The sequence below is a fragment of the Variovorax atrisoli genome (genome assembly GCF_014195185.1).
In the GTDB taxonomy this organism is placed as follows: domain Bacteria; phylum Pseudomonadota; class Gammaproteobacteria; order Burkholderiales; family Burkholderiaceae_C; genus Variovorax; species Variovorax atrisoli.
Map to the genome: position 1 here is coordinate 238,987 of NZ_JACIBG010000006.1, position 25,221 is coordinate 264,207.

The following is a 25,221-nucleotide window of genomic DNA, read 5'->3' on the forward strand; positions in this document are numbered from 1 at the left end:
TCATCATGAGCGACGACAAGCCCAGGGTCATCTTCAAGCACGTCCACAAGGGCAAGCACGGCGGTGCCCATGGCGGCGGCTGGAAGATCGCCTACGCCGACTTCATGACGGCCATGATGGCTTTCTTCCTCGTGATGTGGCTGCTCTCCATCTCCAGCACCAAGCAGCGCGAAGGCATCGCCGAGCACTTCCGCATGCCGCTGCGCGTGGCGCTGACCGGCGGCGACAAGTCCAGCCTCAGCACCAGCATGATCCCCGGCGGGGGCGCCGACCCGGTCCACGCCGAGGGCGAGGTCAGGCTCACAGAGACATCGAGCGAGGACGAGGCCGATGCGAGCCGCCTGGTCGAGATGAAGAAGAAGCTCGATGCGCTGCTCGAGAAGAGTCCGGTCTTCCAGCAGTTCCGCTCGCAGATCCTCATCGACATCACCACCGAGGGCCTGCGGCTGCAGATCGTCGACACCGAGAACCGCCCCATGTTCGAGCTGGCCAGCGCGCGCGTGGTGCCGCACATGCGCGCCATCCTGCGCGAGCTCGCTCCCGCGCTGAACGGCCTGCCCAACAAGATCACGCTGTCTGGCCACACCGACGCGATCGTCTACACCAACGACCGCTCCTACGGCAACTGGGAGCTGTCTTCCGACCGCGCCAACGCATCGCGGCGCGAGCTCGTGGCCGGCGGCATGACCGAGGGCAAGGTGCTGCGCGTGATCGGCCTGGCCGACAGCATGCACCTGGACAAGGCCGATCCGCGCAACCCGATCAACCGGCGCATCAGCATCATCCTGCTGAACCACCGCACCCAGGAACGCATCGAGCGCGAGAACAGCGCGGAGCCCGTCGGCGGGCTGCGCATCGGCAAGCCGACCGCGAAGGCGGGCTGAGCGCGCGCACGGCGGCGGACCGCAAAACAACAAGAAACACCCTCAAGACAAGCGATGGACCTCAGTCAATTCACCCAAGCCTTCTTCGTCGAAGCCATCGAACTGCTTGCCGAGATGGAGCAGCTGCTGCTCGAGCTCGACGTCGACGCACCCGACAGCGAGCAGCTCAACGCCATATTCCGCGCGGCGCATTCCATCAAGGGCGGCGCAGCGACTTTCGGTTTCACCGCCCTGACCAACACCACGCACGTACTCGAGTCGCTGCTGGACCGCGCCCGCCATGGGCAGCTGCGTCTGACGGGCCGGATGATCGATGCATTCCTGGAAACGAAGGACGCCTTGCAAGAACAACTCACCGCCTACCAGGCCGGCAATGAGCCTGATCCCGACATGGTCGCGCACATCTGCGGCGTGCTTCAGCAACTCGCGCTCGAAAGCGGTGACGCAAGCGCCGTGGCCCCGACCCCTGCGCCGGCCCCGGCCCCTGTTGCCGTGGCCCCTGCTCCCGCACCGGTGGCCGCTCCCGAGCCTGCAGCGGCCCCGGCCGATGCCGCAGCCGGCAGCGGTGCGCTGCGCGTACGCTTCGCCCGGCTGTCGGAGAGCGAATGCGAACTCCTGACAGGCGAGCTGGCCAACCTCGGCAAGGTGCTGTCGCGCACCCGCAGCAACGACCAGCTCACCGTGCTGCTCGAAACCACATGCGCGCCCGACGACATCGTGGCGGTCTGCTGCTTCGTCATCGACGAATCGCAGATCGACATCACGCAGGAAGCCGTTTCCGCGGCTGCCGTCGACGCTCCGGCGCCGGCCGCTGCACCCGCAGCCGTTGCCGCCCCCACCGCCGAAGCCTCCAGGCCGCAGGCCGCGCCTTCTCCTGCCGCGGCACCCGCCGCGCCCGCTGCACCTTCCGCGGCCGCCGCTTCCTCTGCCGCGGGCAAGGAATCGAGCTCCATCCGCGTCGACGTCGAGAAGGTCGACCAGCTCATCAACCTCGTGGGCGAGCTCGTCATCACCCAGTCGATGCTCACGCAGGCCGCGACCATGCTCGACCCGGTGGCCTACGAGCGCTTCCTCAGCGGCCTGGGCCACTTGGAACGCAATGCGCGCGACCTGCAGGAGTCGGTCATGTCCATCCGCATGATGCCGATGGACTACGTGTTCAGCCGCTTCCCGCGCGTTATCCGCGACGTGAGCGCCAAGCTGGGCAAGCAGGTGCGCCTGGACACCTACGGCAAGGAAACCGAACTCGACAAGGGCTTGATCGAGCGCATCGTCGATCCGCTCACGCACCTGGTGCGCAACAGCCTGGACCATGGCATCGAGACGCCGGACGTGCGCACCGCCAAGGGCAAGGACGCCACCGGCCAGCTGCTGCTGTCGGCGCAGCACCACGGCGGCAACATCGTGATCGAGGTGAGCGATGACGGCGCGGGCCTCAACCGCGAGCGCATCCTGGCCAAGGCCATGCAGCAGGGGCTGCCGGTGAGCGAATCGATGCCCGACGAGGAGGTGTGGCAGCTCATCTTCGCGCCGGGTTTCTCCACCGCAGAGCAGGTCACCGACATCTCGGGCCGCGGCGTGGGCATGGACGTGGTCAAGCGCAACATCCAGGAGATGGGCGGCCACGTGGAGATCCACTCGCGCGGCGGACAGGGCACCACCACCCGCATCGTGCTGCCGCTGACGCTGGCCATCCTGAACGGCATGTCGGTCAAGGTGGGCAGCGAGGCCTACATCCTGCCGCTGAGCTATGTCATCGAGTCGCTGCAGCCGCTGCCCGAGCACCTGCATTCCATCACCGCCGACGGCCACGTGATCCGCGTGCGCGGTGAATACCTGCCGCTGATCGAGCTGCACCGCGTGTTCGACGTGGCGGGTGCGCAGACGCATCCCACGCAGGGCATCCTGGTGATCGTGCAGGCCGACGACAGCCGCTTCGCGCTGCTGGTGGACGAGCTGCTCGGCCAGCACCAGGTGGTGGTGAAGAACCTCGAGACCAACTATCGCAAGGTACCCGGCATCTCCGCCGCGACCATCCTCGGCGACGGCAGCGTGGCCTTCATCATCGACGTGGGCGCCATGCCGCGCATCCAGCGCGCGCAGGCCGCGAGCGCGGCCGCGCTCGCGGGCGCGGCCCGAAGGACGGACGCCATTGCGCTGTGACACCCGACGGAGACAGCTGAATGCGCTTTGATTTCTTCCGTCGTTCTTCCGAAGGGGAAGGAGCCGGCGCCGATGCGGGCGCTTCCGCGCAGCCGGAAGCCGGCTGCGAAGGCCACCTGACCTATTCGATGCTGCTCGACGCGCAGCGTCGCGTGATCGGCTATCGCATGGCCTGGCGCGCCGCGGGCGCTGCGCCTGCCGAATCGGCTGTGTCCGGCGCGTCCGGTGCCGCGGGCGTCAAGGCGCTCATGGACACGCTCGCCATGCACCTCAATCCCGAGGGAGAAGGCTGGCTGCTGGGTTCGCAGCTGCTCTTCGTCGACGTGACGGTCGATGCGCTCTTCCAGAGCGAGCTGCAGTCGCTGCCGCCGCAGCAGGTCGTGCTGTGCATGCGCGCCGAAGAGCTGATGGATGCCGATCTGCGCTCCATCCTGCTGTTCCTGCGCGAGCAGGGCTTCGGATTCATGCAGTGCGGCGGCACCGAGCTGCCCGAGGACCCGGAGCTGCGCTCCATCGTCACGCACCTCGAGGTCGGCGCCAACGCCGCCGACACCGTCGCGCGGCTGCGTCGCGACGAGCAGCTGGGCCATCGGCCGGTCGAGCTCGTCGCCTCGCGCGTCGAGGACTGGAAGCAGTTCGACGCCTGCGCCGCGCTGCGCGTGAACGTGTTCGTCGACGGCGCCTTCCGCAACCCGCCGGTGCTCGAGACCGAAGACGCGCTGCAGCCCGAATCGCTGCTGATCGTGCAGCTGATGCAGATGCTCCAGCGCAACGAAGACCTGCGAGTCATCGAGGCCGCCCTCAAGCACGACGCCGCGCTCACCTACCGGCTGCTGCGCTACATCAACTCGCCCGCTGTGGGCATGGCGGTGGAGATCCATTCCCTGCGCCACGCGGTGGCCATGCTGGGCTACTCGCCGCTGTACCGCTGGCTATCGCTGCTACTGGCCACCAGCAATAAGGCGGGTTCGCCCTACATGATGAAGAAGGCGATCCTGCGCGGCCGCTTCGTCGAACTGGTGGGGCAGGGCATGCTGCCGGCCAGCGAGGCCGACAACCTGTTCGTGGCCGGCATGTTCTCGCTGCTCGACCAGTTGCTGGGCGTCTCGATGGAAGGCGTGCTGCGCAAGGTGCAGCTCACCGAGGCGGTGCAGCAGGCCATTCTGTCGCGCGGGGGGCTGTACGGCCCCTTCGTGGCGCTGGCCGAGAGCTGCGAGCTCGACGACGGACAGGCCGCGCGCCTGTCGGAGGCGTTGTTCCTGAGCCCGGCGCAGGTCAATGCCGCCCAGCTCTCCGCGCTCGTGTGGGCGCAGGAGGCGAGCCCGGCTGCGGCTGGACCATGACGCAAAGGCAGCCCGAAGTGCGGGGCATTCGCGCGTCTGATCGACCCATTGGAAACGGTGGGCGCTATGTACATTGAAAGCCAAGCTTCCAGGCTGGCCGTGACGACCGAGTTCCATTTCACCGACCACGATTTCTCGCGCATACGGACGCTGATCCACCGTCGCGCGGGCATCGCGCTGGGCGAACAGAAGCGGCAGATGGTCTACAGCCGGCTCTCGCGCCGGCTGAGGGAGCTGCAGGTGCCCGACTTCGCCTCATACCTCGACTGGCTCGAACAGCGCCAGGACGGCGACGAGTGGCAGCTCTTCATCAATTCGCTGACTACCAACCTCACCTCGTTCTTTCGCGAGGCGCACCACTTCCCGACGCTGGCCGAGCACGTGCGCAAGGCGAAGCAGCCCGTCACCGTGTGGTGCGCGGCGGCATCGACCGGCGAGGAGCCCTATTCGATCGCCATCACGCTGATGGAGGCCCTGGGCGACAAGGCGGCCGCCTCGCGCGTGATCGCCACCGACATCGACACCGCGGTACTGGCCAAGGCCGCCACCGGCGTCTTCACTACCGAGCAGGTGCGAAGGCTTGCGCCCGAGCGGCTGCGGCGCTTCTTCAACAAGGGCACCGGCTCGAACGCGGGCAAGGTGCGCGTGCGTCCCGAAGTGGCGGCGATCGTGAAGTTCTCGCGGCTGAACCTGCTCGACAGCGCCTGGTCGGTGAAGGAGCCTGTGGACGCGATCTTCTGCCGCAACGTGATGATCTATTTCGACAAGCCGACGCAGAAGAAGGTGCTCGACCGCTTCGCGCCGCTGCTCAAGCCCGACGGGCTGCTGTTCGCCGGACATTCGGAGAACGCCTCGCTCGTCAACCAGGCCTTCCGGCCGCTGGGGCAGACCGTGTACGAACTGGCGCGCCCGCGTGCGGCGGGTGCTTCCTCATGAGCACGGCCTCCAGCGCGGCGGCCCCGGGTTCGGTGGCCAGCCATCACTACTTCGACCGCGACGTCGGCATGATGGCCGTGAAGCTGCTGCCCTCGGAGTACTACGTGACTTCGAGCAACACCGCGCTCAGCACGGTGCTTGGCTCGTGCGTGGCGGCATGCCTGCACGACCGCGAGGCCGGCGTGGCCGGCATGAACCACTTCATGCTGCCTGACGATGGCGAGGCGGGCGCTGCCGCCGGCACGCGCGATGCGACCGAGTCGATGCGCTACGGCACCTACGCCATGGACGTGCTGATCCGGGAGCTGGTGCGCGCCGGCGCGCGCCGCGACCGGCTCAAGGCCAAGGTGTTCGGCGGCGGCGCGGTGCTGGCCAACATGACCACGCTCAACATCGGCGACCGCAATGCCGACTTCGTGCTGCGCTACCTGGGCAACGAGCGCATCGAGGTCGCCGCGCAGGACCTGCGCGGGCCGCATGCGCGCCGCGTGTGCTTCGTGCCGGCGACAGGAAAGGCCATCGTGCGCAAGCTGCGCGCGCAGACCGAGGTGAGTCAGGTGCAGCGCGAGGAGGGCGAGCTGCTGCGCAGGCTCTCCGGCCAGCGCACCGTGCACGCCCCCGAATACAACAACAAGGGCAAACAGTGAGCAGCAAGAAAATCAAGGTGCTGTGCGTCGACGACTCGGCGCTCATCCGCAGCGTGATGACGGAGATCATCAACAGCCAGTCCGACATGACGGTGGTGGGCACGGCCGCCGATCCGCTGGTGGCGCGCGACCTCATCAAGGTCACCAACCCCGACGTGCTCACGCTCGACGTGGAAATGCCGCGCATGGACGGGCTGGAGTTCCTCGAAAAACTCATGCGGCTTCGGCCCATGCCGGTGGTCATGGTGTCGTCGCTGACCGAGCGCGGCTCCGAGATCGCGCTGCGCGCGCTCGAGCTGGGCGCCATCGACTTCGTGACCAAGCCGCGCCTGGGCGTGCGCGACGGCCTGCTCAACTACACCGAGCTGATCACCGGCAAGATCCGCACCGCCGCCAGCGCGCGCCTGCTGCCCGCGAGGAGCGCCGCCGCGGCGCGGCCGGGCGGCGAGGCGCCGCAGGAGTCGCTGCTGCGCAGCCCGCTGCTGAGTACCGAGAAGCTCATCATCATCGGCGCCTCCACCGGCGGCACCGAGGCCATCCGCGAGGTGCTGCAGCCGCTGCCGCCCGATTCGCCCGCCGTGATGATCGCGCAGCACATGCCCGCGGGCTTCACGCGCTCGTTCGCGCAGCGCCTGGACGGCCTGTGCCGCATCAACGTGAAGGAAGCCGAGCACGGCGAACGCGTGCTGCCGGGCTATGCCTACATCGCGCCGGGCGGCTTCCACCTTTCGCTCGCGCGCAGCGGTGCCAACTACGTGGCGCACCTCGACCAGGAGCCGCCGGTGAACCGCCACCGTCCGTCCATCGACGTGCTGTTCGATTCGGCCGCGAAGCACGCGGGCAAGAACGCCATCGGGATCATCCTCACCGGCATGGGCAAGGACGGTGCCGAGGGCCTGCTTCGCATGCGTCGCGCCGGCGCCCACACGCTGGCGCAGGACGAAGCCAGCTGCGTGGTCTTCGGCATGCCGCGCGAGGCCATCGCGCTGGGCGCGGTGGACGACGTGTCGCCCCTGTCGGAAGTCAGCCGCCGCGTGCTGGCGCACCTTCGCACGTTCGGTGAACGTACGAACCGAGTTTGAGAGAAAAGAAAACGACCTTGGAGTTGGAAATATCGTGATCGACAAGAGCATCAAAATCCTGGTTGTGGACGACTTCCCGACCATGCGCCGCATCGTGCGCAACCTGCTGAAGGAGCTGGAGTTCCACAACGTGGACGAGGCCGAGGACGGCGCCGCCGGCATCGAGAAGCTGCGCGGAGGCAACTTCGGCTTCGTGGTTTCGGACTGGAACATGCCCAACATGGACGGCCTGACCATGCTGCAGACCATCCGCGCCGACCCCGAGCTCAAGAAGCTGCCGGTGCTGATGGTCACGGCCGAGGCCAAGAAGGAGAACATCGTCGCGGCGGCGCAGGCCGGCGCGAACGGCTACGTGGTCAAGCCCTTCACCGCCGCCACGCTCGAGGAAAAGATCACCAAGATCTTCGAAAAGCTCGCAAAGGAAGCGGCGTGACATGAGCCAGAACACTTCTTTGGCCGCAGAGCCGGTCAACAACACCACCGAAGAGATCCTGGGCCGCATCGGCCAGCTCACGCGCCAGCTGCGCGAAGGCCTGCGCGAGCTGGGCCTCGACAAGCAGGTGGCCAGGGCGGCGCAGGCCATTCCGGATGCGCGCGACCGCCTGAGCTACGTGGCCGAGACCACCGAGCGCGCGGCGCACCGCGCGCTCAACGCGATCGACGTGGCGCAGCCGCTGCAGGAGGCGCTGGCCACCGACGCCAAGGGCCTGAGCAAGCGCTGGGACGAGTGGTTCAAGAACCCCATCGAGCTCGACCATGCGCGTGAGCTCGTGCTCGACACCCGCGGCTATCTCGACGGCGTGCCCGAGCGCGCGAGTGCGATCAACACGCAGCTCATGGAGATCCTGATGGCGCAGGACTTCCAGGACCTCACCGGCCAGGTCATCAAGAAGATGATGGAAGTGGTCAACGACGTCGAGACGCAGCTGCTGCAGGTGCTGATCGACAACTCCGCTCCCGAGAAGCGCCACGAGGCCACGCAGAGCCTGCAGAACGGCCCGCAGATCAAGCCCGGCAACCCCGATGCCGTGACCAACCAGGCACAGGTCGACGACCTGCTGGAGAGCCTCGGCTTCTGATCCCGCGACCGGGGAGGGCCCGTCGGGCCCTCTGCCTCGTTCTCATCCCTCTCCCTTCCTCCTTTCCTCCTTAGTTCTATTGTCCGAACTGCAGGGCTATCAGGGTCCTGATCGACAGATTGTTCCGAGGGGCCGAATCCAATAATTTGGCCATGAGCAAGGCGTACTTCGCCAGTGCTGGTTCGGAGCATGAATGGCTGAGGAAAGCGATCTCGAAAAAACGGAACCCGCCTCCGAGCGGCGCCTCGAAAAGGCCCGCGAGGAAGGCAACGTAGCCCGTTCGCGCGAACTCACCACCTTCGTGATGCTGGGCACGGCCTGCGCCGGCCTGTGGCTCGCGTCGGAGTCGCTCGGCACGAGCATGAACGGCGCGCTGCGAATGGGCCTGCAGTTCGATCGCGCCAGCGCCTTCGATCCCCACTACATGCTGGCCCGCACCGGGCTGATGTCCATGCAGGCGCTGGGCGCCATCGGCCCGATGTTCGCGATGATGATCGTCGCCGCCGTGGTCGCGCCGATGATGCTCGGCGGATGGCTCTTCTCCACCAAGTCGGTGGCGCCGAACTTCGGCAAGCTCAATCCGCTGGCCGGCATCGGCCGCATGTTCTCCTCACAGTCGCTCGCCGAGCTGCTCAAGGCGCTGGCCAAGTCGACGCTCATCGGCGGCGTGGCCTGGTGGGTGGTGTCGCGCGACATCGGCACGCTGATGGCCCTGATGGCGCAGCCCGCCGAGTACGCGCTGCCGCATGCGCTGGTGCTGGTGGCCAAGCACTGCGTGCTGATCGCGGCCACGCTCTTCCTGGTGGCGCTGATCGACGTGCCCTTCCAGCTCTGGAGCTACTACCGCAAGCTGCGGATGTCGCGCGAGGACGTGCGCCAGGAGCACAAGGAAAGCGAAGGCGATCCGCACATCAAGGCCGCGATCCGCCGCCAGCAGCAGCAGATGGCGCGCCGCCGGATGATGTCCGAGGTGCCCAAGGCGGACATCGTGCTGACCAACCCGACGCACTTCGCCGTCGCGCTCAAGTACCAGGAAGGCGGCATGCGCGCGCCGCGCGTGGTGGCCAAGGGCACCGAACTCGTGGCCGCGCGCATCCGCGAGCTGGCCAAGGAGCACAAGGTGGTGATCCTCGAGGCGCCGCCGCTCGCGCGCTCGCTCTACAGGCACACGAAGCTGGGCGACGAGATTCCCGCCGGCCTCTACACCGCCGTGGCCGAAGTGCTGGCCTGGGTCTACCAGCTTCGGCGCTGGAAGGCCGAAGGCGGCGAAGCGCCGCGCACGCCCACCGATCTCCCGGTTCCCGCAGACCTTCAATACAGCGCCGCCGATGCGGCTGAGCAAGCCGCATGAACGCGATGACAAACCTGATGCGCTTGCCCGCGCGCTTCTTCCCGGGCTCGCAGCTCAAGGGGCTGGCGGGGCCGATCCTCATCATCATGATCCTGAGCATGATGGTGCTGCCGCTGCCGCCATTCCTGCTCGACCTGCTGTTCACCTTCAACATCGCCATGTCGGTGATGGTTCTGCTGGTGAGCATGTACACGATGAAGGCGCTGGACTTCGCGGCCTTCCCGGCGGTGCTGCTGTTCTCCACGCTGCTGCGCCTGTCGCTGAACGTGGCCTCCACGCGCGTGGTGCTGATGAACGGCCACACCGGCGCCGACGCTGCGGGCAAGGTGATCGAGGCCTTCGGGCACTTCCTCGTGGGCGGCAACTTCGCGGTGGGCGTGATGGTGTTCATCATCCTCGTGCTCATCAACTTCATGGTGATCACCAAGGGCGCGGGGCGCATCGCCGAGGTGGGCGCGCGCTTCATGCTCGACGCGATGCCGGGCAAGCAGATGGCCATCGACGCCGACCTCAACGCAGGCCTGATCGGCGAGGACGTCGCCCGCAAGCGCCGCCAGGAAGTGGCGCAGGAGGCCGACTTCTACGGCTCGATGGACGGTGCCAGCAAGTTCGTGCGCGGCGACGCCATCGCGGGCCTGCTGATCATGGTGATCAACATCATCGGCGGCCTGGTGGTGGGCATGGTGCAGCACGGGCTGGACTTCTCCACCGCGGGCAAGACCTACACGCTGCTGGCCATCGGCGACGGCCTGGTCGCGCAGATCCCGGCGCTGGTGATCTCCACCGCCGCCGGCGTGATCGTCTCGCGCGTGACCACCGACGAGGACGTGGGCAGCCAGCTCACAGGCCAGCTCTTCTCCAACCCGCAGGTGCTGTTCCTCACGGCCGGCATCGTCGGCCTGCTGGGCATGATCCCGGGCATGCCGAACCTGGCCTTCCTGCTGATCGCGGGCGGCCTGGTGTGGCTGGGCCGCGGGCTGCTGCAGCGCAAGCCGAAGCAGCAGGCCGCGCAGGAAGCCGCAGCCGCGCAGGCCGCGAACATCGCCGCGTCTTCCGCCGAGACGGCCGAGGCGACGTGGGACGACGTGGCCATGGTCGACCCGCTGGGCATGCAGGTCGGCTACCGGCTCATTCCGCTGGTGGACCAGTCGCAGCAGGGTGAGCTGCTGGGCCGCATCAAGAGCATCCGCAAGAAGATCGCGCAGGAAGTGGGCTTCCTGGTGCCGGTGGTGCACATCCGCGACAACCTGGAGATCAAGCCCAACACCTACGTCATCACGCTGAAGGACGTGGAGATCGGCCGCGGCGAGGCCTACCCCAACCAGTGGATGGCCATCAACCCGGGGCAGGTCAGCGGCACGCTGCCCGGCACGCCCACGCGCGATCCGGCCTTCGGCCTTCCCGCGACCTGGATCGACGCGAGCCTGCGGCAGCAGGCGCAGGTTTACGGCTACACGGTGGTCGATGCCTGCACCGTGATGGCCACGCACCTGAACCACCTCATCCAGACCCACGCCGCGGAGCTGCTGGGCCGCCAGGAGGTGCAGCAGCTGCTCGACCAGATCGCCAAGACCGCGCCCAAGCTCACCGAAGACCTGGTGCCGAAGGTGCTGTCGCTCAGCACGCTGCACAAGGTGCTGCAGAACCTGCTCGACGAGGAAGTGCCGATCCGCGACATGCGCACCATCCTCGACGTGATGGCCGAGCACGCGCCGACCGTCAAGGACCCCACCGAACTCACCACACTCACGCGCCTGGCCCTGGGCCGTGCGATCACGCAGCAGCTCTTCCCCGGCGACAGCGAGATGCAGGTCATCGGCCTGGACGGCTCGCTCGACGCCGTGCTCCAGCAGGCGCTGACCAACAGCAGCGGCATCGAGCCCGGCATCGCCGACAACCTGCTGCGCCAGGCACAGGCCGCCATCACCCGCCAGGAGCAGATGGGCCTCGCGCCCGTGCTGGTCGTGCAGCACTCGCTGCGGGTGCTGCTGTCGCGCTTCCTGCGGCGCAGCCTGCCGCAGCTCAAGGTGCTTTCGCACGCAGAGATTCCTGATTCCCGAACCATCAAGGTCACCACCGCCATCGGAGGACGAGGTTGAATTCCCACCAACAGACAGACGTGCGCACCACTGCGCGCAAATTCGTCGCGGCCACCAGCCGCGAAACCCTGCGACTGGTGAGGGAGGCGCTGGGCGCCGACGCCATCGTGCTCTCGCACCGCGTCACGGCGCAAGGCGTGGAGATCGTCGCGATGGTCGAGGGCGAGGTGCAGGGCGTGGTGCAGCAGGGCAGTGCGCCTGCGCAGCCCGTGGCGGCGCCTGTGGCAGCGGTTGCTGCACCAGTCCCGGCACCCGTCCCGGTACAGGCACCGGTCGCGCGTGCGATGCCGATGCCTTCGGCGCCGGCACCCGTCGCGTCCGCGGTTCCGGTCGCACCGGTCCCTCCCATCACGGCAGTCGCAGCACCCGCTGCGGCACCTGCCGACACGGTGCTCGAAGAGCTGCACTCCATGCGCGGCATGATCGAGGAGCAACTCGCCAGCGTGGTGTGGAACGACAGGCAGCGCCGCGACCCGGTGCGCGGCCGCCTGCTGCGCACGCTGCTGGGTGCGGGCTTCAGCGCGCGCCTGTCGAAGGCCATGCTCGAGAAGCTGCCCACCGGCCGCACCTATGCCGAAGGCATGGCCTACGTGCGATCGGAACTCATCCGCGCGGTGCCCGTGCATGAGGACGAGGACGCCCTGTTCGCCGAGGGCGGCGTCTATGCGCTGATGGGCCCCACCGGCGTGGGCAAGACCACCACCACCGCCAAGCTGGCCGCGCGCTGCGTGATGCGCTTCGGTGCCGACAAGCTCGCGCTGGTGACCACCGACAGCTACCGGATCGGCGCCTACGAGCAGCTGCGCATCTACGGCCAGATCCTCAATGTGCCGGTGTACGCGGTGAAGGACGCCGCGGACCTGCACCTCGTGCTGCGCGACCTGCGCGAGAAGCACATGGTGCTGATCGACACCGTCGGCATGAGCCAGCGCGACCGCGCCGTGCCCGAGCAGATCGCCATGCTGGGCCAGAGCCCGCGGCCGGTGAAGAAGCTGCTGCTGCTCAATGCCACCAGCCACGGCGACACGCTCAACGAGGTGGTGCACGCCTACCGCCACGGCAACGAACTCGCCGGCTGCATCTTCACCAAGGTGGACGAGGCCACGCACCCGGGCGCGCTGATCGACACCGTGATCCGCCACCGCCTGCCGGTGCACTACATCTCCAGCGGCCAGAAGGTGCCCGAGAACCTGATGCAGGCCGACCGCGCGCAGCTGGTGGACAGCGTCTTCCAGCCGCGCCAGCACAGCCCGCTTTTCGTGCCCGCCGAGAGCGACCTGCAGGAAGAAGCCGCTTCGGGCGCCGCCTCGCAGCACGCGGTGCAGAAGGCCCAGGGCGAGACCGACCTGCTGCGCCTGAAGTACCAGAACCTGATCCGCGCGATGGCGCACGACGCGCAGGAGCTCGCCACCACCGCGAGCGCCCTGGCCGACGCACAGATCGGCTTCGAGCGGGCGCGTTCGTTGTGGCGCCAGGCCACCGACGAGGAGGCGGGCCAGAAGGTGGTGCTGCAAGACCTGCTGGTGCACGCGCGCAGCGAGGTGGCCGCCGGCTGCGAGAACTACGTGCTCGCGCTGTGCGGGCAGGTGGGCCTGCGCTCGAACGAAGGCGGCGATGCCTACGAATGCCACGGCAGCCTGCTGCTGTCGGACCGCACCGGCCTGCCGATGGCGGCGCCCAACCAGTGGCTCTCGACGGCGGCCACGCGCGGCGCGAAGGATGCGGCGCGCAAGCCCGGCGCACGCCAGGTGCCCTGGCTGCGCCAGCAGGACCTGGGCCATCGCCCGATGGTCCACCTGCTGACGCGGCTGCCCGGCATCGAGGCCATGGTGCAGTGGCAGGCCGCGGGCCAGCGCTGGCTGGCGCGCGCGCCGGGCTCCACGGCCGTGATCGACTCGCGCACCGGCTCGCCCGACACGCTCGCGCGCATGGACTTCGAGTTCGGCGAGGGCCGGCCCGTGCACTTCCGCGGGAAGGCCGCACTGCTCGCAGAAGCGCAGGTCGACGTGGTGCTGCGCTTCAACGCCGCGGCCATGGCCGCGGGCATCGCGCGCGACGAGATGCCTGCGCTGCGCTGCATCGCCACGCGGATCGTCGATGCGCGCAGCGGCAACCTGCTGGCGCTGAGCCATGCGCTCTCGAACATCGGCACGGAGGTCCCCGCGCAGCAGCTGGCCCGATGGATGGGCTGGGCGCTGGACGCCGAGCCCTGCTTCCGCCTGTTGCGCGACGGCGTGCAGCTGGTGGGCGGCATCGGCGAGCTCGGCGACCCCGACATCATGAAGCGGCTGCTGATCGCCGGCCAGATGACCACCACCGTGTGGCGCCTGCTGCAGGCCGAAGGCGAATGGGCCGACCGTGCGCGCGCGCTCATGGGCCAGCTCACCGGCCGCCCGGCGCGCAACGGCCGCGCCATGAGCGGCAGTGCGCTCAGCGCGGGCATGGGCAAGCTCTTCCTGCTGCTGGACGCGCTCGGCACCGAATCGACCGCGCCGGTGCAGCCGCCCCGCGCGCTGGAGCAGCCGCAGAAGCTGGAGCGGCAGGATTGAGGGTGCAGCGATGAACAAGCTGGTTGCGGATCAGGCGGACGGCCTCCGGCGCCTGCTCGCGCCGACGCAGGCGCGCGTGGTCGCGGTGGCCGGCATGGGCCCCGGTGCCGGCGGCACCACCGCCGCGATGAACTTCGCGGTAGCGCTCGCGGGGCAGGGCCGCAACGTCCTGCTGCTGGACGAGCATCGCCGTGCCGACGGTTCGGCGTGCGAGGTGTGGGACATCGATCCGCCCGGCAGCCTGGCCGACGTGGCGCGCGGGCGTCTGGCGCTGGACGGCGCCGAGGTGCGCGTGGCCTGCGGCGTGCACGTGCTGACGGCGGTGCGCAGCGCGTCGCATGAAGCGGCGAATGAGGCCGGCGGCAGCGCGATCGATCCGCGCAGGTTCTGGCACGACGGCGTGGTCGTCATCGACGCCGCCTTCGATGCCGAAGGCCGGCTGTCGCCGCTCGCGCTCGGCGCCGACGACCTGCTGCTGGTGCTGCAGCCGCACCCCGCCTCGGTCACCTCGGCCTACGCAGGCATCAAGCGCCTGCACCACACCCACGGCCTGCAACAGATGCGCTTCCTGCTCAACAACGTGGTGGACGCGCAGGCCGCTCGCCAGATCATGAACAACCTCGCCCAGGCGGGCAGCCGTTACCTGGCGTTGTCGCTGCAGCCTGCGGGCTCGGTGCGTTTCGACCCGCTCGTGGCGGACGCATGGCGGCTGAAGAAGACCATCGCCGAGGCCTTTCCCGCGAGCGACGCGGCGGTCGACTTCCGCCGCGCCGCCGGCGAGATGGACCGGTGGCCGTGGCCCGAGCCGGCACCGCTGCAGGCCGCGGCATGAGCCGCCCGCGCCCCACCGAGGAATGAAGGACGCACGCACGGCCATGTACACCGCACAAGGAACCATCGAGAAATCGCACCTGCTCGCGCAGCACCAGCCGCTGGTGCGCCGCATCGCGCTGCAGATGATGGCGAAGCTGCCGGCCAGCGTGGAGCTGGACGACCTGATCCAGGCCGGCATGCTCGGCCTGCTGGACGCATCGGCGCGCTACCAGGACAACCGGGGCGCGCAGTTCGAGACTTTCGTCAGCCAGCGCATACGCGGCGCCATGCTCGACGAGCTGCGCGCCGCCGACTGGGGCTCGCGCGGCCTGCGCCAGTCGGCGCGCGGCATCGAGAAGGCGATGCAGGCGCTGGGCCACAAGCTCGGGCGAGCTCCCACCGAGGGGGAGATCGCCAAGGAGCTGAAGATGGACATCGAGGCCTACCAGTCGCTGCTGCAGGAGATCCAGGGCTGCCAGCTGCTGTACGTCGAGGACTTCTCCAAGGACGACGCCGACAACGGCTTCCTCGACAGCCACTCGCAGGACGCTCGCAAGGACCGCCGCAGCAGCGACGACCCGCTGGAGCAGCTGCTCGAAAGCGGCTTTCGCCACCAGCTGGTGGACGCCATCGCGGCGCTGCCCGAGCGCGACCAGCTGCTGCTGAACCTCTACTACGAGGAGGAGCTGAACCTGCGCGAGATCGGCGCCATTCTCGAGGTGAGCCAGTCCCGCGTGTGCCAGCTGCACAGCCAGGCGATCAGCAGGCTGCGCGCGAAGCTCAAGGACGTGCTCTAGGGCCTGCCGCACCCACCCCGTGCGGGGGCGTCGGCGCCCGCGATCAGGTTTTGTCCGTCAGCAAGGCGCGCCATCATCTGGCGAAAGCCGCTCGCGCGGGTGGGCACTCTCGCAGGCTTGGCAAAGAACCGAAAGCAACACTCTCGATCCACCTCCAGGCTGCAGGCGAGCCGCCCCATCGGCGAGTACGCGCTCATCGGCTCGACCCACAGTTCCGCGCTGGTGCACCGCGGCGGCGACATCGAATGGCTGTGCCTGCCGCGCTTCGACTCGGCAGCGATGTTCGCCAGCCTGCTGGGCGACGAGCGCAACGGCCACTGGAGCATGCGCGCACGCGACCGCAAGGCGCGGATCTCGCGGCGCTACCTGCCCGGCACCGTGGTGCTGGAGACGACGATACGCACCGCCACCGGCGTTGCGCTCGTCACCGACTTCATGCCTAGGCCTGCGATCGACGGCACCCACGAGGTGGTGCGCATCGTGCGCGGCCTGCGCGGCACGGTCGGCATGCACACCGAGTTCCGCATCCGTTTCAACTACGGCGAATGGTGTCCGTGGATGGAGCGGCGCGACGGCGCGGTGTTCGCCACCGCCGGCCCGGACTCGGTGCGCATCAGCTCCGGCGTGCCGCTGGTCAACGAGAACTTCGCGAGCTTCGCCGACTTCGATGTGTCGGCGGGACAGTCCATCGCGTTCAGCCTCGACTGGTTTCCCTCGCACCTGAAGCCGCCGGTGACGCGCGACGCCAATGCGCTGCTGGCGCGCACGGTCGCCGAATGGAGCGCCTGGACCGAGCGCTGCGGCTACTTCGGCGAGTTCCGCGAACCGGTGATGCGCTCGCTGCTCACCCTCAAGGCGCTGACCTACGAACCCACCGGCGGCATCGTCGCGGCGCCGACCACGTCGCTGCCCGAGCTGCCCGGCGGCGAGCGCAACTGGGACTACCGCTTCTGCTGGCTGCGCGATGCGGCGCTCACGCTGTATGCGCTTATCGGCTCCGGCTACGTGGAGGAGGCCAGCGCATGGCGCTGGTGGCTGATGCGCGCGGTGGGCGGCTCGCCCGAGGAACTGCAGGTGATGTACGGCCTGCACGGCGAACGCTCGCTCACAGAGCTGGAGCTGGGCTGGCTGCGCGGCTACGAGGACAGCCGCCCGGTGCGCATCGGCAACGGCGCGCACGACCAGCGCCAGCTCGACGTCTACGGATCGGTCATCGCGGCCTTCCACGCGGCGCGCAAGGCGGGGCTGGCCGACATGGACAAGCTGTGGCCGCTGGAGCGCGCGATCGCGAAGCAGCTGCTGGAGCTCTGGCGCGAGCCCGACTGCAGCCTGTGGGAGGTGCGCGGCGAGCCGCGGCACTTCGTGCATTCCAAGATCATGTGCTGGCTGGCTTTCGACCGCGTGATCGCGAGCGCGACCGAGTTCGGGCTCGAAGGCCCCATCGACCTCTGGCGCGCGGCGCGCGACGAGATCCATGCCGAGGTCTGCGCGCGCGGCTACGACGCGGCGAGCAATTCCTTCGTGCAGTTCTACGGCGCCGACACCGTCGACGCTGCGCTGCTGTGGATGCCGCTGATCGGCTTCCTGCCGATCCACGACAAGCGCGTGCAGGGTACGGTCGCGCGCGTGGAGAAGGAGCTTGTCTTCCACGGGCTGGTGTACCGCTATCGCACCGAGACGGGCGTCGATGGCCTCGGCGGCGGCGAGGGCGCGTTCCTGGCGTGCAGCTTCTGGCTGGCGAACGTCTACGTGGCCATGGGCAAGGTGCGCAAGGCGCGCGCGCTCTTTCGGCGCCTGCTCGCGCTGGGCAACGACCTGGGCCTCTTCGCCGAGGAATACGACCCGGTCGCGCAGCGGCAGCTGGGCAACTTTCCGCAGGCCTTCTCGCACATCGGGCTGATCAACAGCGCGCACGCGCTGGCGTCGGCCGCCGGCGGCGTGTGGGAGCTGGCGGACCTCGACGGCAAGGCGTCAGTGGTGAAGAAGAAGAGGAAGACAGCGCCGAAGCGCGCAGGGAAGGCCGAAGGCAGGCCCGGACCTGAGCCCGAGGAGAAGGCCCCCGTCAGGAAGCGTTCGCGAGCGCGAACTCCTGCGCGCTGAACACGGTGTGGAAGACCGTGCCGTCGAACATCTCGAAGAGCTTCTTCGAGACCTCGCGGCTTTCGTGGCGCACCGGCGATTCGAGCGCGCGGGCGATGTCCCCGCGGCTTGCATAGCGGATCGACAGCACCATTGCGAGCTCGGGGTCGCTCACGTCGCTTTCGAGCTGACGAAGCACGCGCACTTCGAGCGCGCCGGGAAAGCGGGTCCACAGCGGCACCAGCTTGTCGTGCACGTGGCGGTCGAAGGCTTCTTCCATGCCGGCCTTGACCCGGCCCCTGAAGAACGCGCAGCGGATGAACATGGCTTCTCTTCCTTCCTGTGTCGTGTCCTTGTGATGGCGAGGCGAGGGCAATTCAGCCGCGCTCGTAGCCGCTGAACTGCCGCATCATCTCGGCCGTGTCCCGCGCGCCGAGTCCGGCCGCGACGAAGGTGCGGTGCAGTTCCGAGACGGCGCCCGCCAGCGGCAGCGGCAGGCGCTGGTCCTGCGAGAAGGCCTGCACCGCCTCCAGATCCTTGAGCATGTTGTCGATGCGGCCGGTGGGCGTGTAGTCGCGCGCGGCCATCCTGGGGCCGAACTCGCGCAGGATCTGGCTGTCGGCGCGCCCGCCGGCCAGCGCGGCGGGCAGCTTCGACGCATCGACGCCGCCAGCCTCGGCCAGCCGCACCGCTTCCGCCACGGCCTGGAAGCCGATGGCGCACAGCAGCTGGTTGACCAGCTTGGTCGTCTGGCCTGCGCCGCTCGCGCCCATGTGCGTGTAGTTGGCGCACAGGCTGTCCATCACCGCGCGTGCGCGCTGCACGTCTTCGGCGCTGCCGCCGGCCATCACCGTGAGCTGGCCGAGCAGCGCCTTGGGCGCGCCGCCGGAAAGCGGCGCATCGACGAAGCCCATGCCCGTGCGCTCGCGCAGCGACTGCGCGAGCCGGCGGGTGGAAGGCGGGTCGATGGACGACATGTCGATCAGCAGCCGCTGCGGGTCCGCAGGCGTGGCGGCAGCGATGCCGTCCTCGCCGAAGATGGCGCGCTCCACCACCGCGGCCGAGTTGAGGCTGGTGATGACGAAGTCGCTCGCGGCCGCTGCCTCGCGTGCCGTGGCGGCCGCCGCCGCGCCGTGCTCGGCGAGCGCCGCGACCTTGGCGGCGTCGAGGTCGAACACGCTCACGCGATGGCCGCATTCGAGCAGCCGGCGCGAGATGGCCGAGCCCATGATGCCGACGCCGATCACGGCCACGCGCGTCGCCGGGGCGGAGGTCTTCGTCATGCGAAGGCTTTCATGGCTGGGCGGTGCGGGTGCGCGGCACGGTGCTACAGGCTCGCGGTGATGCCGCCATCCACGTACAGGATGTGGCCGTTGACGAAGCTCGATGCGTCGGAGGCGAGGAAGATGGCCGCGCCGCCCAGCTCTTCCACGTCGCCCCATCTGCCTGCGGGCGTGCGGCCCGAGAGCCATGCGGTGAAGGCCTCGTCGGCCACCAGCGCCTGCGTGAGTTCGGTCTTGAAGTAGCCCGGTCCCAGGCCGTTGACCTGGATGCCGTGCTTGCCGAGGTCGATCGCCATGCCCTTGGTGAGCATCTTCACCGCGCCCTTGGTGGCGGCGTAGGGCGCGATGCCCGGGCGGCCCAACTCGCTCTGCACCGAGCACACGTTGATGATCTTGCCGCGCCTGCGTTCGATCATGCGCTGCGCGACCGCGCGTCCCACCAGGAACACGCTGTCGATGTTGGTGGTGGTGATCTTGTGCCATGCATCCACCGGAAACTCGGCGAAGGGCCCGCGATGCTGCATGCCGGCGTTGTTGACGAGGATGTCGATCGGCCCGACCTCGGCTTCGATGCCGGCCACGCCGGCTTCCACGGCCTCGGCGTCGGTCACGTCGAAGGCCCTGGCCTCGGCCGCGATGCCCCTGGCGCGCAGCGCATCCCGCGCTGCGGCGAGCGAGGCGGCGTCACGCGCATTGAGCACGACGCGGGCGCCCGCATTGCCGAGCGCGCCGGCCAGCGCGAAGCCGATGCCCTTGCTGGAGCCGGTGACGAGGGCGGTGCGCCCGGAGAGGTCGAACAGTTTCAAGGCAATTTCCTGGTGCGTGACAGACTTTGAGGATAAGTTACCGGTATCTTTTGCTTGCGTCAACGGGTAAAACCTGAGTTCTCCCAGCTCTCTGTCATGGTTAAAGTTACCGGTATCTTCGAAGACCATGAAGGACCGCGATTGACCACCACCCCCGCATCCCCGCACGTCCTGATGCCGGGCACCTATCCTGAATGGGACATGGCGCCCATGCGCGAGGCCTACACGATCCATCGGCTCTGGGAGGCGGCCGACCGGCAGGCCTTCATCGCCGAACACGCGGCCGACATCCGCGCGATCGCCACACGCGGCGAACTGGGCGCGGGCGCCGAGCTCATCGCGGCGCTGCCGAAGCTGGAGCTGGTCGCCTGCTACGGCGTGGGCACAGACGCCATCGACCTCGCCGCCTGCCGCGCGCGCGGCATCCGCGTGACCAACACGCCCGACGTGCTCAACGGCGACGTGGCCGATCTCGCGGTGGGCCTGATGCTCGCGGTGCAGCGGCGCATATCGGAAGGCGACCGCTTCGTGCGAAGCGGCGCATGGGCCGATGCCGCCATGCCCCTGGCCACGCGCGTCTTCGGCCAGCGCATCGGCATCGCGGGTTTCGGCCGCATCGGCAGCACCATCGCGCGGCGGCTCTCGGGCTTCGACGTCGAAGTGGGCTACTTCAGCCGCACGCCGAAGGCGGATAGCCCGCACCGCCACTTCGCCAGCCTGGCCGCGATGGCCGAATGGTGCGACGTGCTCGTCGTCATCCTGCCCGGCGGCGAGGCCACGCGAGGCATCGTCGATGCCGGGGTGCTGCATGCGCTGGGGCCCAGGGGCTGGCTGGTGAACGTGTCGCGCGGCACCACTGTCGACGAAGGCGCGCTGCTGCAGGCGCTGCAGACGCGCACCATCGCTGGCGCCGGGCTCGACGTGTTCCTCAACGAGCCGCGCATCGACCCGCGCTTTGCGGCGCTCGACAACGTGGTGCTCACGCCGCACCATGGCAGCGGCACCGAGCAGACGCGCCGCGCCATGGGCGAACTGGTGCGCCGCAACCTAGAGGCCCACTTCGCGGGCCGTCCCCTGATCACCCCCGTCGCCTGACACCTGACACTGACAGAGAGAGAAGGAAGAAGAACCATGCGCCTGCGTTGCATGTGCCTCGTGATCCACGCCCCCGACGACCTGCGCCTGGACGAGCAGGACGCCGGCGAGATCGGCCCCGGCCAGGTGCTGGTGAAGGTCGCAATGGGCGGCATCTGCGGCTCAGACCTGCACTACTTCCACAACGGCGGCTTCGGCACCGTGCGCATCAAGGAGCCGATGGTGCTGGGCCACGAGGTGGCCGGCACCGTGGTGGCGGTGGCGCCCGGCGTGGAGAGCGTGCGCATCGGCGACAAGGTGGCCGTCAACCCGAGCCGACCCTGCGGCGCCTGCAAGTTCTGCCTGGAGGGCCTGCCCAACCAGTGCCTGGACATGCGCTTCTACGGCAGCGCGATGCGCACGCCGCACGTGCAGGGCGCGTTCCGCAACATGCTGCTGTGCGAGGCCACGCAATGCGTGAAGGTGGCCGACCACGTGCCGCTGCGGCTGGCCGCGCTGGCCGAGCCGTTCTCGGTGGGGCTGCATGGCGTGTCTCGCGCGGGGCCGCTGCTGGGCAGGCGCGTTCTGGTGTCGGGCTGCGGGCCGATCGGCGTGCTTGCCATCGCGGCGGCGCGCGCGCACGGCGCGGCCGAGATCACGGCCACCGACGTGGTCGACGAGCCGTTGGCCATCGCCCGCGCGATGGGCGCCGACAACGCGATCAATGTCGCGCAGGACAAGGGCTGGGTCTCGCGCTACTCGGCCGACAAGGGAACCTTCGACGTGATGCTCGAATGCTCCGGCAACGAGCGCGCGCTGCGCGACGGCCTGGAGGTGATGCGCCCGCGCGGCGTGGTCGTGCAGCTCGGCCTGGGCGGCGACGTGAGCATTCCGCAGAACATGGTGGTGGCGAAGGAGCTCAGCATCTGCGGCTCGTTCCGCTTCCATGCCGAGTTCGCGCTGGCGGTGAAGCTCATCAACGAAGGGCGCGTCGACCTTTCCCCGGTGGTGTCGCACACATTCCCGATGCTGCAGGCGCGCCAGGCCTTCGAGTTGGCGAGCGACAGGCGCAAGGCGATGAAGGTGCTGATCGACTTCGCGGGAGATGCGGCGCAGGCGGAAGCCGTTGCCTGATTCGTCGAGAAAAAGGCCTCGATCATGCTGGGCAAAGCGACCCCGCCCGGTTCATCGAATCGCCCTCAGCCTTGCACGTGCGACCGGTTGTGCGCTTCCTCGAAGATCTGATGGATCAGCTCCCTGAACCATTTGTGGCCGGGGTCGTGGTCGTTGCGAGGATGCCAGACGGCATCGATGGATAGAGCCAGCTCGGGCAGCGGGAGCGGAAAGGCGACGCAGTTCGAGCCTGAGAGCACGCTTCCCATCCAGTGAGCCGGCATGGCGGCAACCAGATCCGTGGATTCGATCACCGGCATCATGCCTTGCCAGGTAGGCACCTGGATCATGACCTGGCGGGCCAGCCCACGCTCGGCCAGCAGTTCATCGAGGATGCTGCTGCCCACGCCCGAGACCTTCAGGTGACCGAGTTCGAGGTACCTGTCCAGGGTTAGTGGAGAGGATGCCGCAGGGTGGCCCCTTCTCATCAACACCATCCATCGGTCGTCCAGTATGCGCCTGGAGGCGGAAAGAACGGAGTGCCCCCTGGAGACGGAGAGCCTGATCTCCACTCCTTCGTATTCGACGCGGTCTGAGGGCTGGCGCATCTCGAAAGACTGGACCAGGAGGCTGACACCCGGCGCCACGGTCCGAAGTTCGACGCAAAGGCGCGGCAGCAAGAGGATGCCGACATAGTCGGACACGCGCAGAAGAAAAGTTCTTCTCGCGGTGGCAGGGTCGAACTCACCTGCAACCCCTATGGCGTTCTCGATTTCGCTGAAGGCCTTTCGGAAACTCTTCGCCAGGCGAACGGCCTCTGGGGTCGGAACCATGCCTTCCGCGGTTCGCAGCATCAGGGGATCCTTGAATTGCTCCCTCAGACGGCGCAACGCGTGGCTCACTGCCGAAGAAGTCAGGTTAAGCCTGGCTGCCGCCTTGCTGACGCTTCGCTCTTCGACGAGCGCTTCGAACATCACCAGAAGGTTGAGGTCGACTCGGCGGAGGTTGATTGCTGCGCGATCCTGGTTGGCGGATGGCTGAATTTCATTCATCTCAATGATGATTGTAATGAATTTGACTGACAGCGGGTCGAGCCAAAACAATCCGGCCTGCATCTCAACCAGACAGTACGGAATCCATGGCAATCACAGGCCGCCAAGGCGCAGCCCCCCAAGCGCTTCCTGGTGAAAAGCAAAGAATCTTTCCCGAGGGCGCATGCGACACGCACCTGCATGTTTTCGGATCTTCGGAGGAATTCCCGTTCATCGCGGAGCGCTCGTATACCCCGCCGCCGGCCACCATCGAACAGTATTGGTCTGCCTATGCGCCCTTGGGCATGGATCGCTGCGTTCTCGTCCAGCCGAGCGTGTATGGCCGCGATCACTCGCTGCTGAAACGCACACTGGTCGAGGCTGTTCCCGGCAGCATGCGCGGCGTGGCCGTGATCTTCGAAGACACGCCGGATGCTGAGATAGAGGAACTCCATCGAATCGGAGTCAGGGGCGCCAGATGCAATGCGCTGTTCAGCGGAGGTGTTTCCGCCGCCGGCCTGCAATCCATTGCGGATCGAGTGAAGGGCCTTGGATGGCATATCCAACTGCTCGTGAACATCGATTCTGATTTCGACCTCGTCCAGCGCATGACCGAAAAGGGCATGAGCGTCGTGGTGGACCACTTCGGCCATCCATCGAACTGCGGTGACCTCGACAGCAGGGGCGTCGGAGGCCTTCGAAGCCTGCTTCAAGAGGGATGCGCCTGGGTCAAGTTCTCGGGCGCGTACCGGATATCCGCGACTGGCTCGGGCGTCGATCCCTCCGTGCTGCCGCTCGCGCACAGCCTGGCGCGAGCGAATCCTGATCGCGTCGTCTGGGGCTCGGACTGGCCCCATCCCGGCATCGACGCGACGTCGACCGCCAGCATCGAGTTGGCAAACCTGATCACTCACTGGTTTCCCGAGGAAATCAGGCGCAAGGCCCTGGTAGACAACCCGACCCGGCTTTATTGGAACGACTGAATTTTTCAAAAAGGGACGTTCATGTTCACTCATAAAAGCAGCCGCAGGATTTTCCTGCAAGGTGCCGCATCGCTCGCTGCCTGCGCCGCATTTCAGCCCGCCAATGCGCAGGGCCGCTTTCCTTCGAAGCCGATCACCTTGGTGGTTCCTTTCGCACCGGGAGGGAACGTGGACATCGTCGCGCGCTCGCTGAGCGTGCCGCTGGCCAAGCTGGTGGGGCAGTCCGTGGTCATCGACAACCGAGCTGGCGGCGGCGGCGCCGTAGGAACAGGCACGGTTGCGAGGGCCGAGCCCGACGGGCATACCTTGTTGGTAGCGACCCCCGGACAATTGGGAACCCTCCCGGAGATCATCAAGCTGCCCTACAAGGCCGACAGCCTGACGCCCGTTGCAGTGCTCAGCCGTACGCCGGTCGTCGTGGTCGTGCGCGCCAACGACGCGCGATTCAAGACCGCGGCGGACTTCCTCAAGGCCGCCAAGGCTGCCAGCCAGAGCGTGACGGTCGGCCATGCAGGACCCGGGTCTCCCAACCACCTGGCGCTGCTCCAGTTTGAGGACTCCGCCAAGGCCCAGGTCAATGCCGTGCCCTACAAGGGATCGGGTCCCGCTCTGGTCGATCTGATGGGCGGCCAGATCGACGCCGTGGTCGACCAGATCACGAGCTCCACCCCGCACATCAAGATTGGCGCGTTGCGTGCTCTCGTCGTGCTGGGCCCTCAGGCCGGCGGGCTTCTTGCGAACGTGCCGACACTTGCTCAACTGGGCTTGCCTTCGTTCGATGCAACCACCTTCGTCGGATTGTTCGTGCCCCGGGGCGCGCCTGCTGCCAGCGTTGCCAGCCTGCAGGATTGGGCCACCAAGGCCGTGGCCCAGCCGGAGTTTTCCAACGTGATAAGAGATTTGGGCAGCGAGCCCGTGGGAGGCTCCGGCGCCGCGCTCCAGAAGCTGGTCACCGCCGAGGCAGCGTTGGCTGCGCAGATGGTCAAGCAGGGGCGTCTGAAGTCCGATTGATCGGATTCGAAACGCGTGGCGAGAGGATCGCGATGCGCGTGGCTTCTCTGAAGGCGCGGCTGTGCAGGCGCTGTCTGTTGGGGGAAGCGCTACAGGCT

General features: G+C 68.0%; 22 protein-coding genes. 18 read left to right on the top strand and 4 right to left on the bottom strand.

What is annotated here, in order from left to right:
- Window positions 1–5 precede the first annotated feature (5 nt).
- The 14 genes from motB (at window position 6) to FHY06_RS21810 (ending at window position 17,843) form a co-directional block, all read left to right on the top strand.
- On the top strand, window positions 6–884 hold the full coding sequence (gene motB / locus FHY06_RS21745) for a flagellar motor protein MotB (protein WP_019657898.1): 879 nt from the start codon (window positions 6–8) through the stop codon (window positions 882–884).
- A 54-nt stretch (window positions 885–938) separates the two neighbouring features.
- The gene (gene cheA / locus FHY06_RS21750; protein ID WP_184606266.1) at window positions 939–3,047 is read left to right on the top strand and encodes a chemotaxis protein CheA; all 2,109 of its coding nucleotides are present in this window, start codon (window positions 939–941) and stop codon (window positions 3,045–3,047) included.
- Window positions 3,048–3,067: 20 nt separating this feature from the next.
- Window positions 3,068–4,390: an EAL and HDOD domain-containing protein gene (locus tag FHY06_RS21755; RefSeq protein WP_132753817.1), complete on the top strand. Its 1,323-nt coding sequence runs from the start codon at window positions 3,068–3,070 to the stop codon at window positions 4,388–4,390.
- A gap of 66 nt (window positions 4,391–4,456) precedes the next feature.
- Window positions 4,457–5,326: a CheR family methyltransferase gene (locus FHY06_RS21760; protein WP_126183187.1), complete on the top strand. Its 870-nt coding sequence runs from the start codon at window positions 4,457–4,459 to the stop codon at window positions 5,324–5,326.
- Window positions 5,323–5,973 (top strand): chemoreceptor glutamine deamidase CheD, encoded by a 651-nt coding sequence (gene cheD / locus FHY06_RS21765; protein WP_126183188.1) that lies wholly within the window; start codon window positions 5,323–5,325, stop codon window positions 5,971–5,973. The genes FHY06_RS21760 and cheD overlap by 4 nt, the downstream gene beginning before the upstream one ends.
- Complete coding sequence (locus tag FHY06_RS21770; RefSeq protein WP_126183189.1) at window positions 5,970–7,055, top strand: protein-glutamate methylesterase/protein-glutamine glutaminase; 1,086 nt, start codon at window positions 5,970–5,972, stop codon at window positions 7,053–7,055. The genes cheD and FHY06_RS21770 overlap by 4 nt, the downstream gene beginning before the upstream one ends.
- Window positions 7,056–7,089: 34 nt before the next feature.
- A complete protein-coding gene (gene cheY, locus FHY06_RS21775; RefSeq protein ID WP_019657892.1) occupies window positions 7,090–7,488 on the top strand; it encodes a chemotaxis response regulator CheY in 399 nt (132 codons plus the stop codon).
- Window position 7,489: 1 nt separating this feature from the next.
- Window positions 7,490–8,134 (top strand): protein phosphatase CheZ, encoded by a 645-nt coding sequence (gene cheZ, locus FHY06_RS21780; RefSeq protein WP_019657891.1) that lies wholly within the window; start codon window positions 7,490–7,492, stop codon window positions 8,132–8,134.
- A gap of 193 nt (window positions 8,135–8,327) precedes the next feature.
- Window positions 8,328–9,485 carry a flagellar biosynthesis protein FlhB gene (gene flhB / locus FHY06_RS21785; protein WP_184606268.1) on the top strand — a complete coding sequence of 386 codons (1,158 nt, stop codon included), beginning with the start codon at window positions 8,328–8,330 and terminating at the stop codon, window positions 9,483–9,485.
- Window positions 9,482–11,584 (top strand): flagellar biosynthesis protein FlhA, encoded by a 2,103-nt coding sequence (flhA, locus tag FHY06_RS21790; protein WP_019657889.1) that lies wholly within the window; start codon window positions 9,482–9,484, stop codon window positions 11,582–11,584. The genes flhB and flhA overlap by 4 nt, the downstream gene beginning before the upstream one ends.
- 20 nt (window positions 11,585–11,604) lie before the next feature.
- Window positions 11,605–14,133, top strand: coding sequence for a flagellar biosynthesis GTPase FlhF (gene flhF, locus FHY06_RS21795; protein ID WP_311733713.1), 2,529 nt, complete (start codon window positions 11,605–11,607; stop codon window positions 14,131–14,133).
- Between the two features lie 10 nt (window positions 14,134–14,143).
- Window positions 14,144–14,965, top strand: a complete 822-nt coding sequence (locus FHY06_RS21800) for a MinD/ParA family ATP-binding protein (RefSeq protein ID WP_019657887.1) — start codon at window positions 14,144–14,146, stop codon at window positions 14,963–14,965.
- 43 nt (window positions 14,966–15,008) lie between these two features.
- On the top strand, window positions 15,009–15,743 hold the full coding sequence (locus FHY06_RS21805) for an RNA polymerase sigma factor FliA (RefSeq protein WP_026346769.1): 735 nt from the start codon (window positions 15,009–15,011) through the stop codon (window positions 15,741–15,743).
- 117 nt (window positions 15,744–15,860) lie between these two features.
- Entirely contained in the window at window positions 15,861–17,843 is a 1,983-nt protein-coding gene (locus tag FHY06_RS21810; RefSeq protein WP_184606270.1) for a glycoside hydrolase family 15 protein, read from the top strand.
- Here FHY06_RS21810 and FHY06_RS21815 read toward each other — a convergent pair.
- Genes FHY06_RS21815 through FHY06_RS21825 form a run of 3 tightly spaced genes read right to left on the bottom strand, consistent with a single transcriptional unit; the run spans window position 17,806 to window position 19,911 of the window.
- Entirely contained in the window at window positions 17,806–18,147 is a 342-nt protein-coding gene (locus FHY06_RS21815; protein ID WP_184606271.1) for a putative antibiotic biosynthesis monooxygenase, read from the bottom strand. The genes FHY06_RS21810 and FHY06_RS21815 overlap by 38 nt on opposite strands.
- Window positions 18,148–18,199: 52 nt before the next feature.
- Window positions 18,200–19,105, bottom strand: coding sequence for an NAD(P)-dependent oxidoreductase (locus tag FHY06_RS21820; protein ID WP_184606272.1), 906 nt, complete (start codon window positions 19,103–19,105; stop codon window positions 18,200–18,202).
- Between the two features lie 44 nt (window positions 19,106–19,149).
- Window positions 19,150–19,911 (bottom strand): SDR family oxidoreductase, encoded by a 762-nt coding sequence (locus FHY06_RS21825; RefSeq protein WP_019657882.1) that lies wholly within the window; start codon window positions 19,909–19,911, stop codon window positions 19,150–19,152.
- A gap of 141 nt (window positions 19,912–20,052) precedes the next feature.
- Here FHY06_RS21825 and FHY06_RS21830 point away from each other — a divergent pair, with 141 nt between their 5' ends.
- Entirely contained in the window at window positions 20,053–21,006 is a 954-nt protein-coding gene (locus FHY06_RS21830) for a 2-hydroxyacid dehydrogenase (RefSeq protein ID WP_221404333.1), read from the top strand.
- A gap of 36 nt (window positions 21,007–21,042) precedes the next feature.
- Window positions 21,043–22,119 carry an L-idonate 5-dehydrogenase gene (locus tag FHY06_RS21835; protein WP_184606273.1) on the top strand — a complete coding sequence of 359 codons (1,077 nt, stop codon included), beginning with the start codon at window positions 21,043–21,045 and terminating at the stop codon, window positions 22,117–22,119.
- Between the two features lie 65 nt (window positions 22,120–22,184).
- On the opposite strand, the gene FHY06_RS21840 is transcribed toward FHY06_RS21835, so the two are convergent.
- Complete coding sequence (locus FHY06_RS21840) at window positions 22,185–23,150, bottom strand: LysR family transcriptional regulator (RefSeq protein WP_026346768.1); 966 nt, start codon at window positions 23,148–23,150, stop codon at window positions 22,185–22,187.
- An 86-nt stretch (window positions 23,151–23,236) separates the two neighbouring features.
- Here FHY06_RS21840 and FHY06_RS21845 point away from each other — a divergent pair, with 86 nt between their 5' ends.
- Complete coding sequence (locus FHY06_RS21845; protein ID WP_184606274.1) at window positions 23,237–24,112, top strand: amidohydrolase family protein; 876 nt, start codon at window positions 23,237–23,239, stop codon at window positions 24,110–24,112.
- A gap of 21 nt (window positions 24,113–24,133) precedes the next feature.
- Window positions 24,134–25,123, top strand: a complete 990-nt coding sequence (locus FHY06_RS21850) for a Bug family tripartite tricarboxylate transporter substrate binding protein (RefSeq protein ID WP_184606275.1) — start codon at window positions 24,134–24,136, stop codon at window positions 25,121–25,123.
- The last annotated feature ends 98 nt before the right edge of the window (window positions 25,124–25,221 follow it).

Coding starts and splice junctions, on each gene's coding strand:
- motB (WP_019657898.1), top strand. CDS start 6: ATGAGCGACGACAAGCCCAGGGTCATCTTCAAGCACGTCCACAAGGGC.
- cheA (WP_184606266.1), top strand. CDS start 939: ATGGACCTCAGTCAATTCACCCAAGCCTTCTTCGTCGAAGCCATCGAA.
- FHY06_RS21755 (WP_132753817.1), top strand. CDS start 3,068: ATGCGCTTTGATTTCTTCCGTCGTTCTTCCGAAGGGGAAGGAGCCGGC.
- FHY06_RS21760 (WP_126183187.1), top strand. CDS start 4,457: ATGTACATTGAAAGCCAAGCTTCCAGGCTGGCCGTGACGACCGAGTTC.
- cheD (WP_126183188.1), top strand. CDS start 5,323: ATGAGCACGGCCTCCAGCGCGGCGGCCCCGGGTTCGGTGGCCAGCCAT.
- cheZ (WP_019657891.1), top strand. CDS start 7,490: ATGAGCCAGAACACTTCTTTGGCCGCAGAGCCGGTCAACAACACCACC.
- flhB (WP_184606268.1), top strand. CDS start 8,328: ATGGCTGAGGAAAGCGATCTCGAAAAAACGGAACCCGCCTCCGAGCGG.
- flhA (WP_019657889.1), top strand. CDS start 9,482: ATGAACGCGATGACAAACCTGATGCGCTTGCCCGCGCGCTTCTTCCCG.
- FHY06_RS21800 (WP_019657887.1), top strand. CDS start 14,144: ATGAACAAGCTGGTTGCGGATCAGGCGGACGGCCTCCGGCGCCTGCTC.
- FHY06_RS21805 (WP_026346769.1), top strand. CDS start 15,009: ATGTACACCGCACAAGGAACCATCGAGAAATCGCACCTGCTCGCGCAG.
- FHY06_RS21815 (WP_184606271.1), bottom strand. CDS start 18,147: ATGTTCATCCGCTGCGCGTTCTTCAGGGGCCGGGTCAAGGCCGGCATG.
- FHY06_RS21820 (WP_184606272.1), bottom strand. CDS start 19,105: ATGACGAAGACCTCCGCCCCGGCGACGCGCGTGGCCGTGATCGGCGTC.
- FHY06_RS21835 (WP_184606273.1), top strand. CDS start 21,043: ATGCGCCTGCGTTGCATGTGCCTCGTGATCCACGCCCCCGACGACCTG.
- FHY06_RS21840 (WP_026346768.1), bottom strand. CDS start 23,150: ATGAATGAAATTCAGCCATCCGCCAACCAGGATCGCGCAGCAATCAAC.
- FHY06_RS21845 (WP_184606274.1), top strand. CDS start 23,237: ATGGCAATCACAGGCCGCCAAGGCGCAGCCCCCCAAGCGCTTCCTGGT.
- FHY06_RS21850 (WP_184606275.1), top strand. CDS start 24,134: ATGTTCACTCATAAAAGCAGCCGCAGGATTTTCCTGCAAGGTGCCGCA.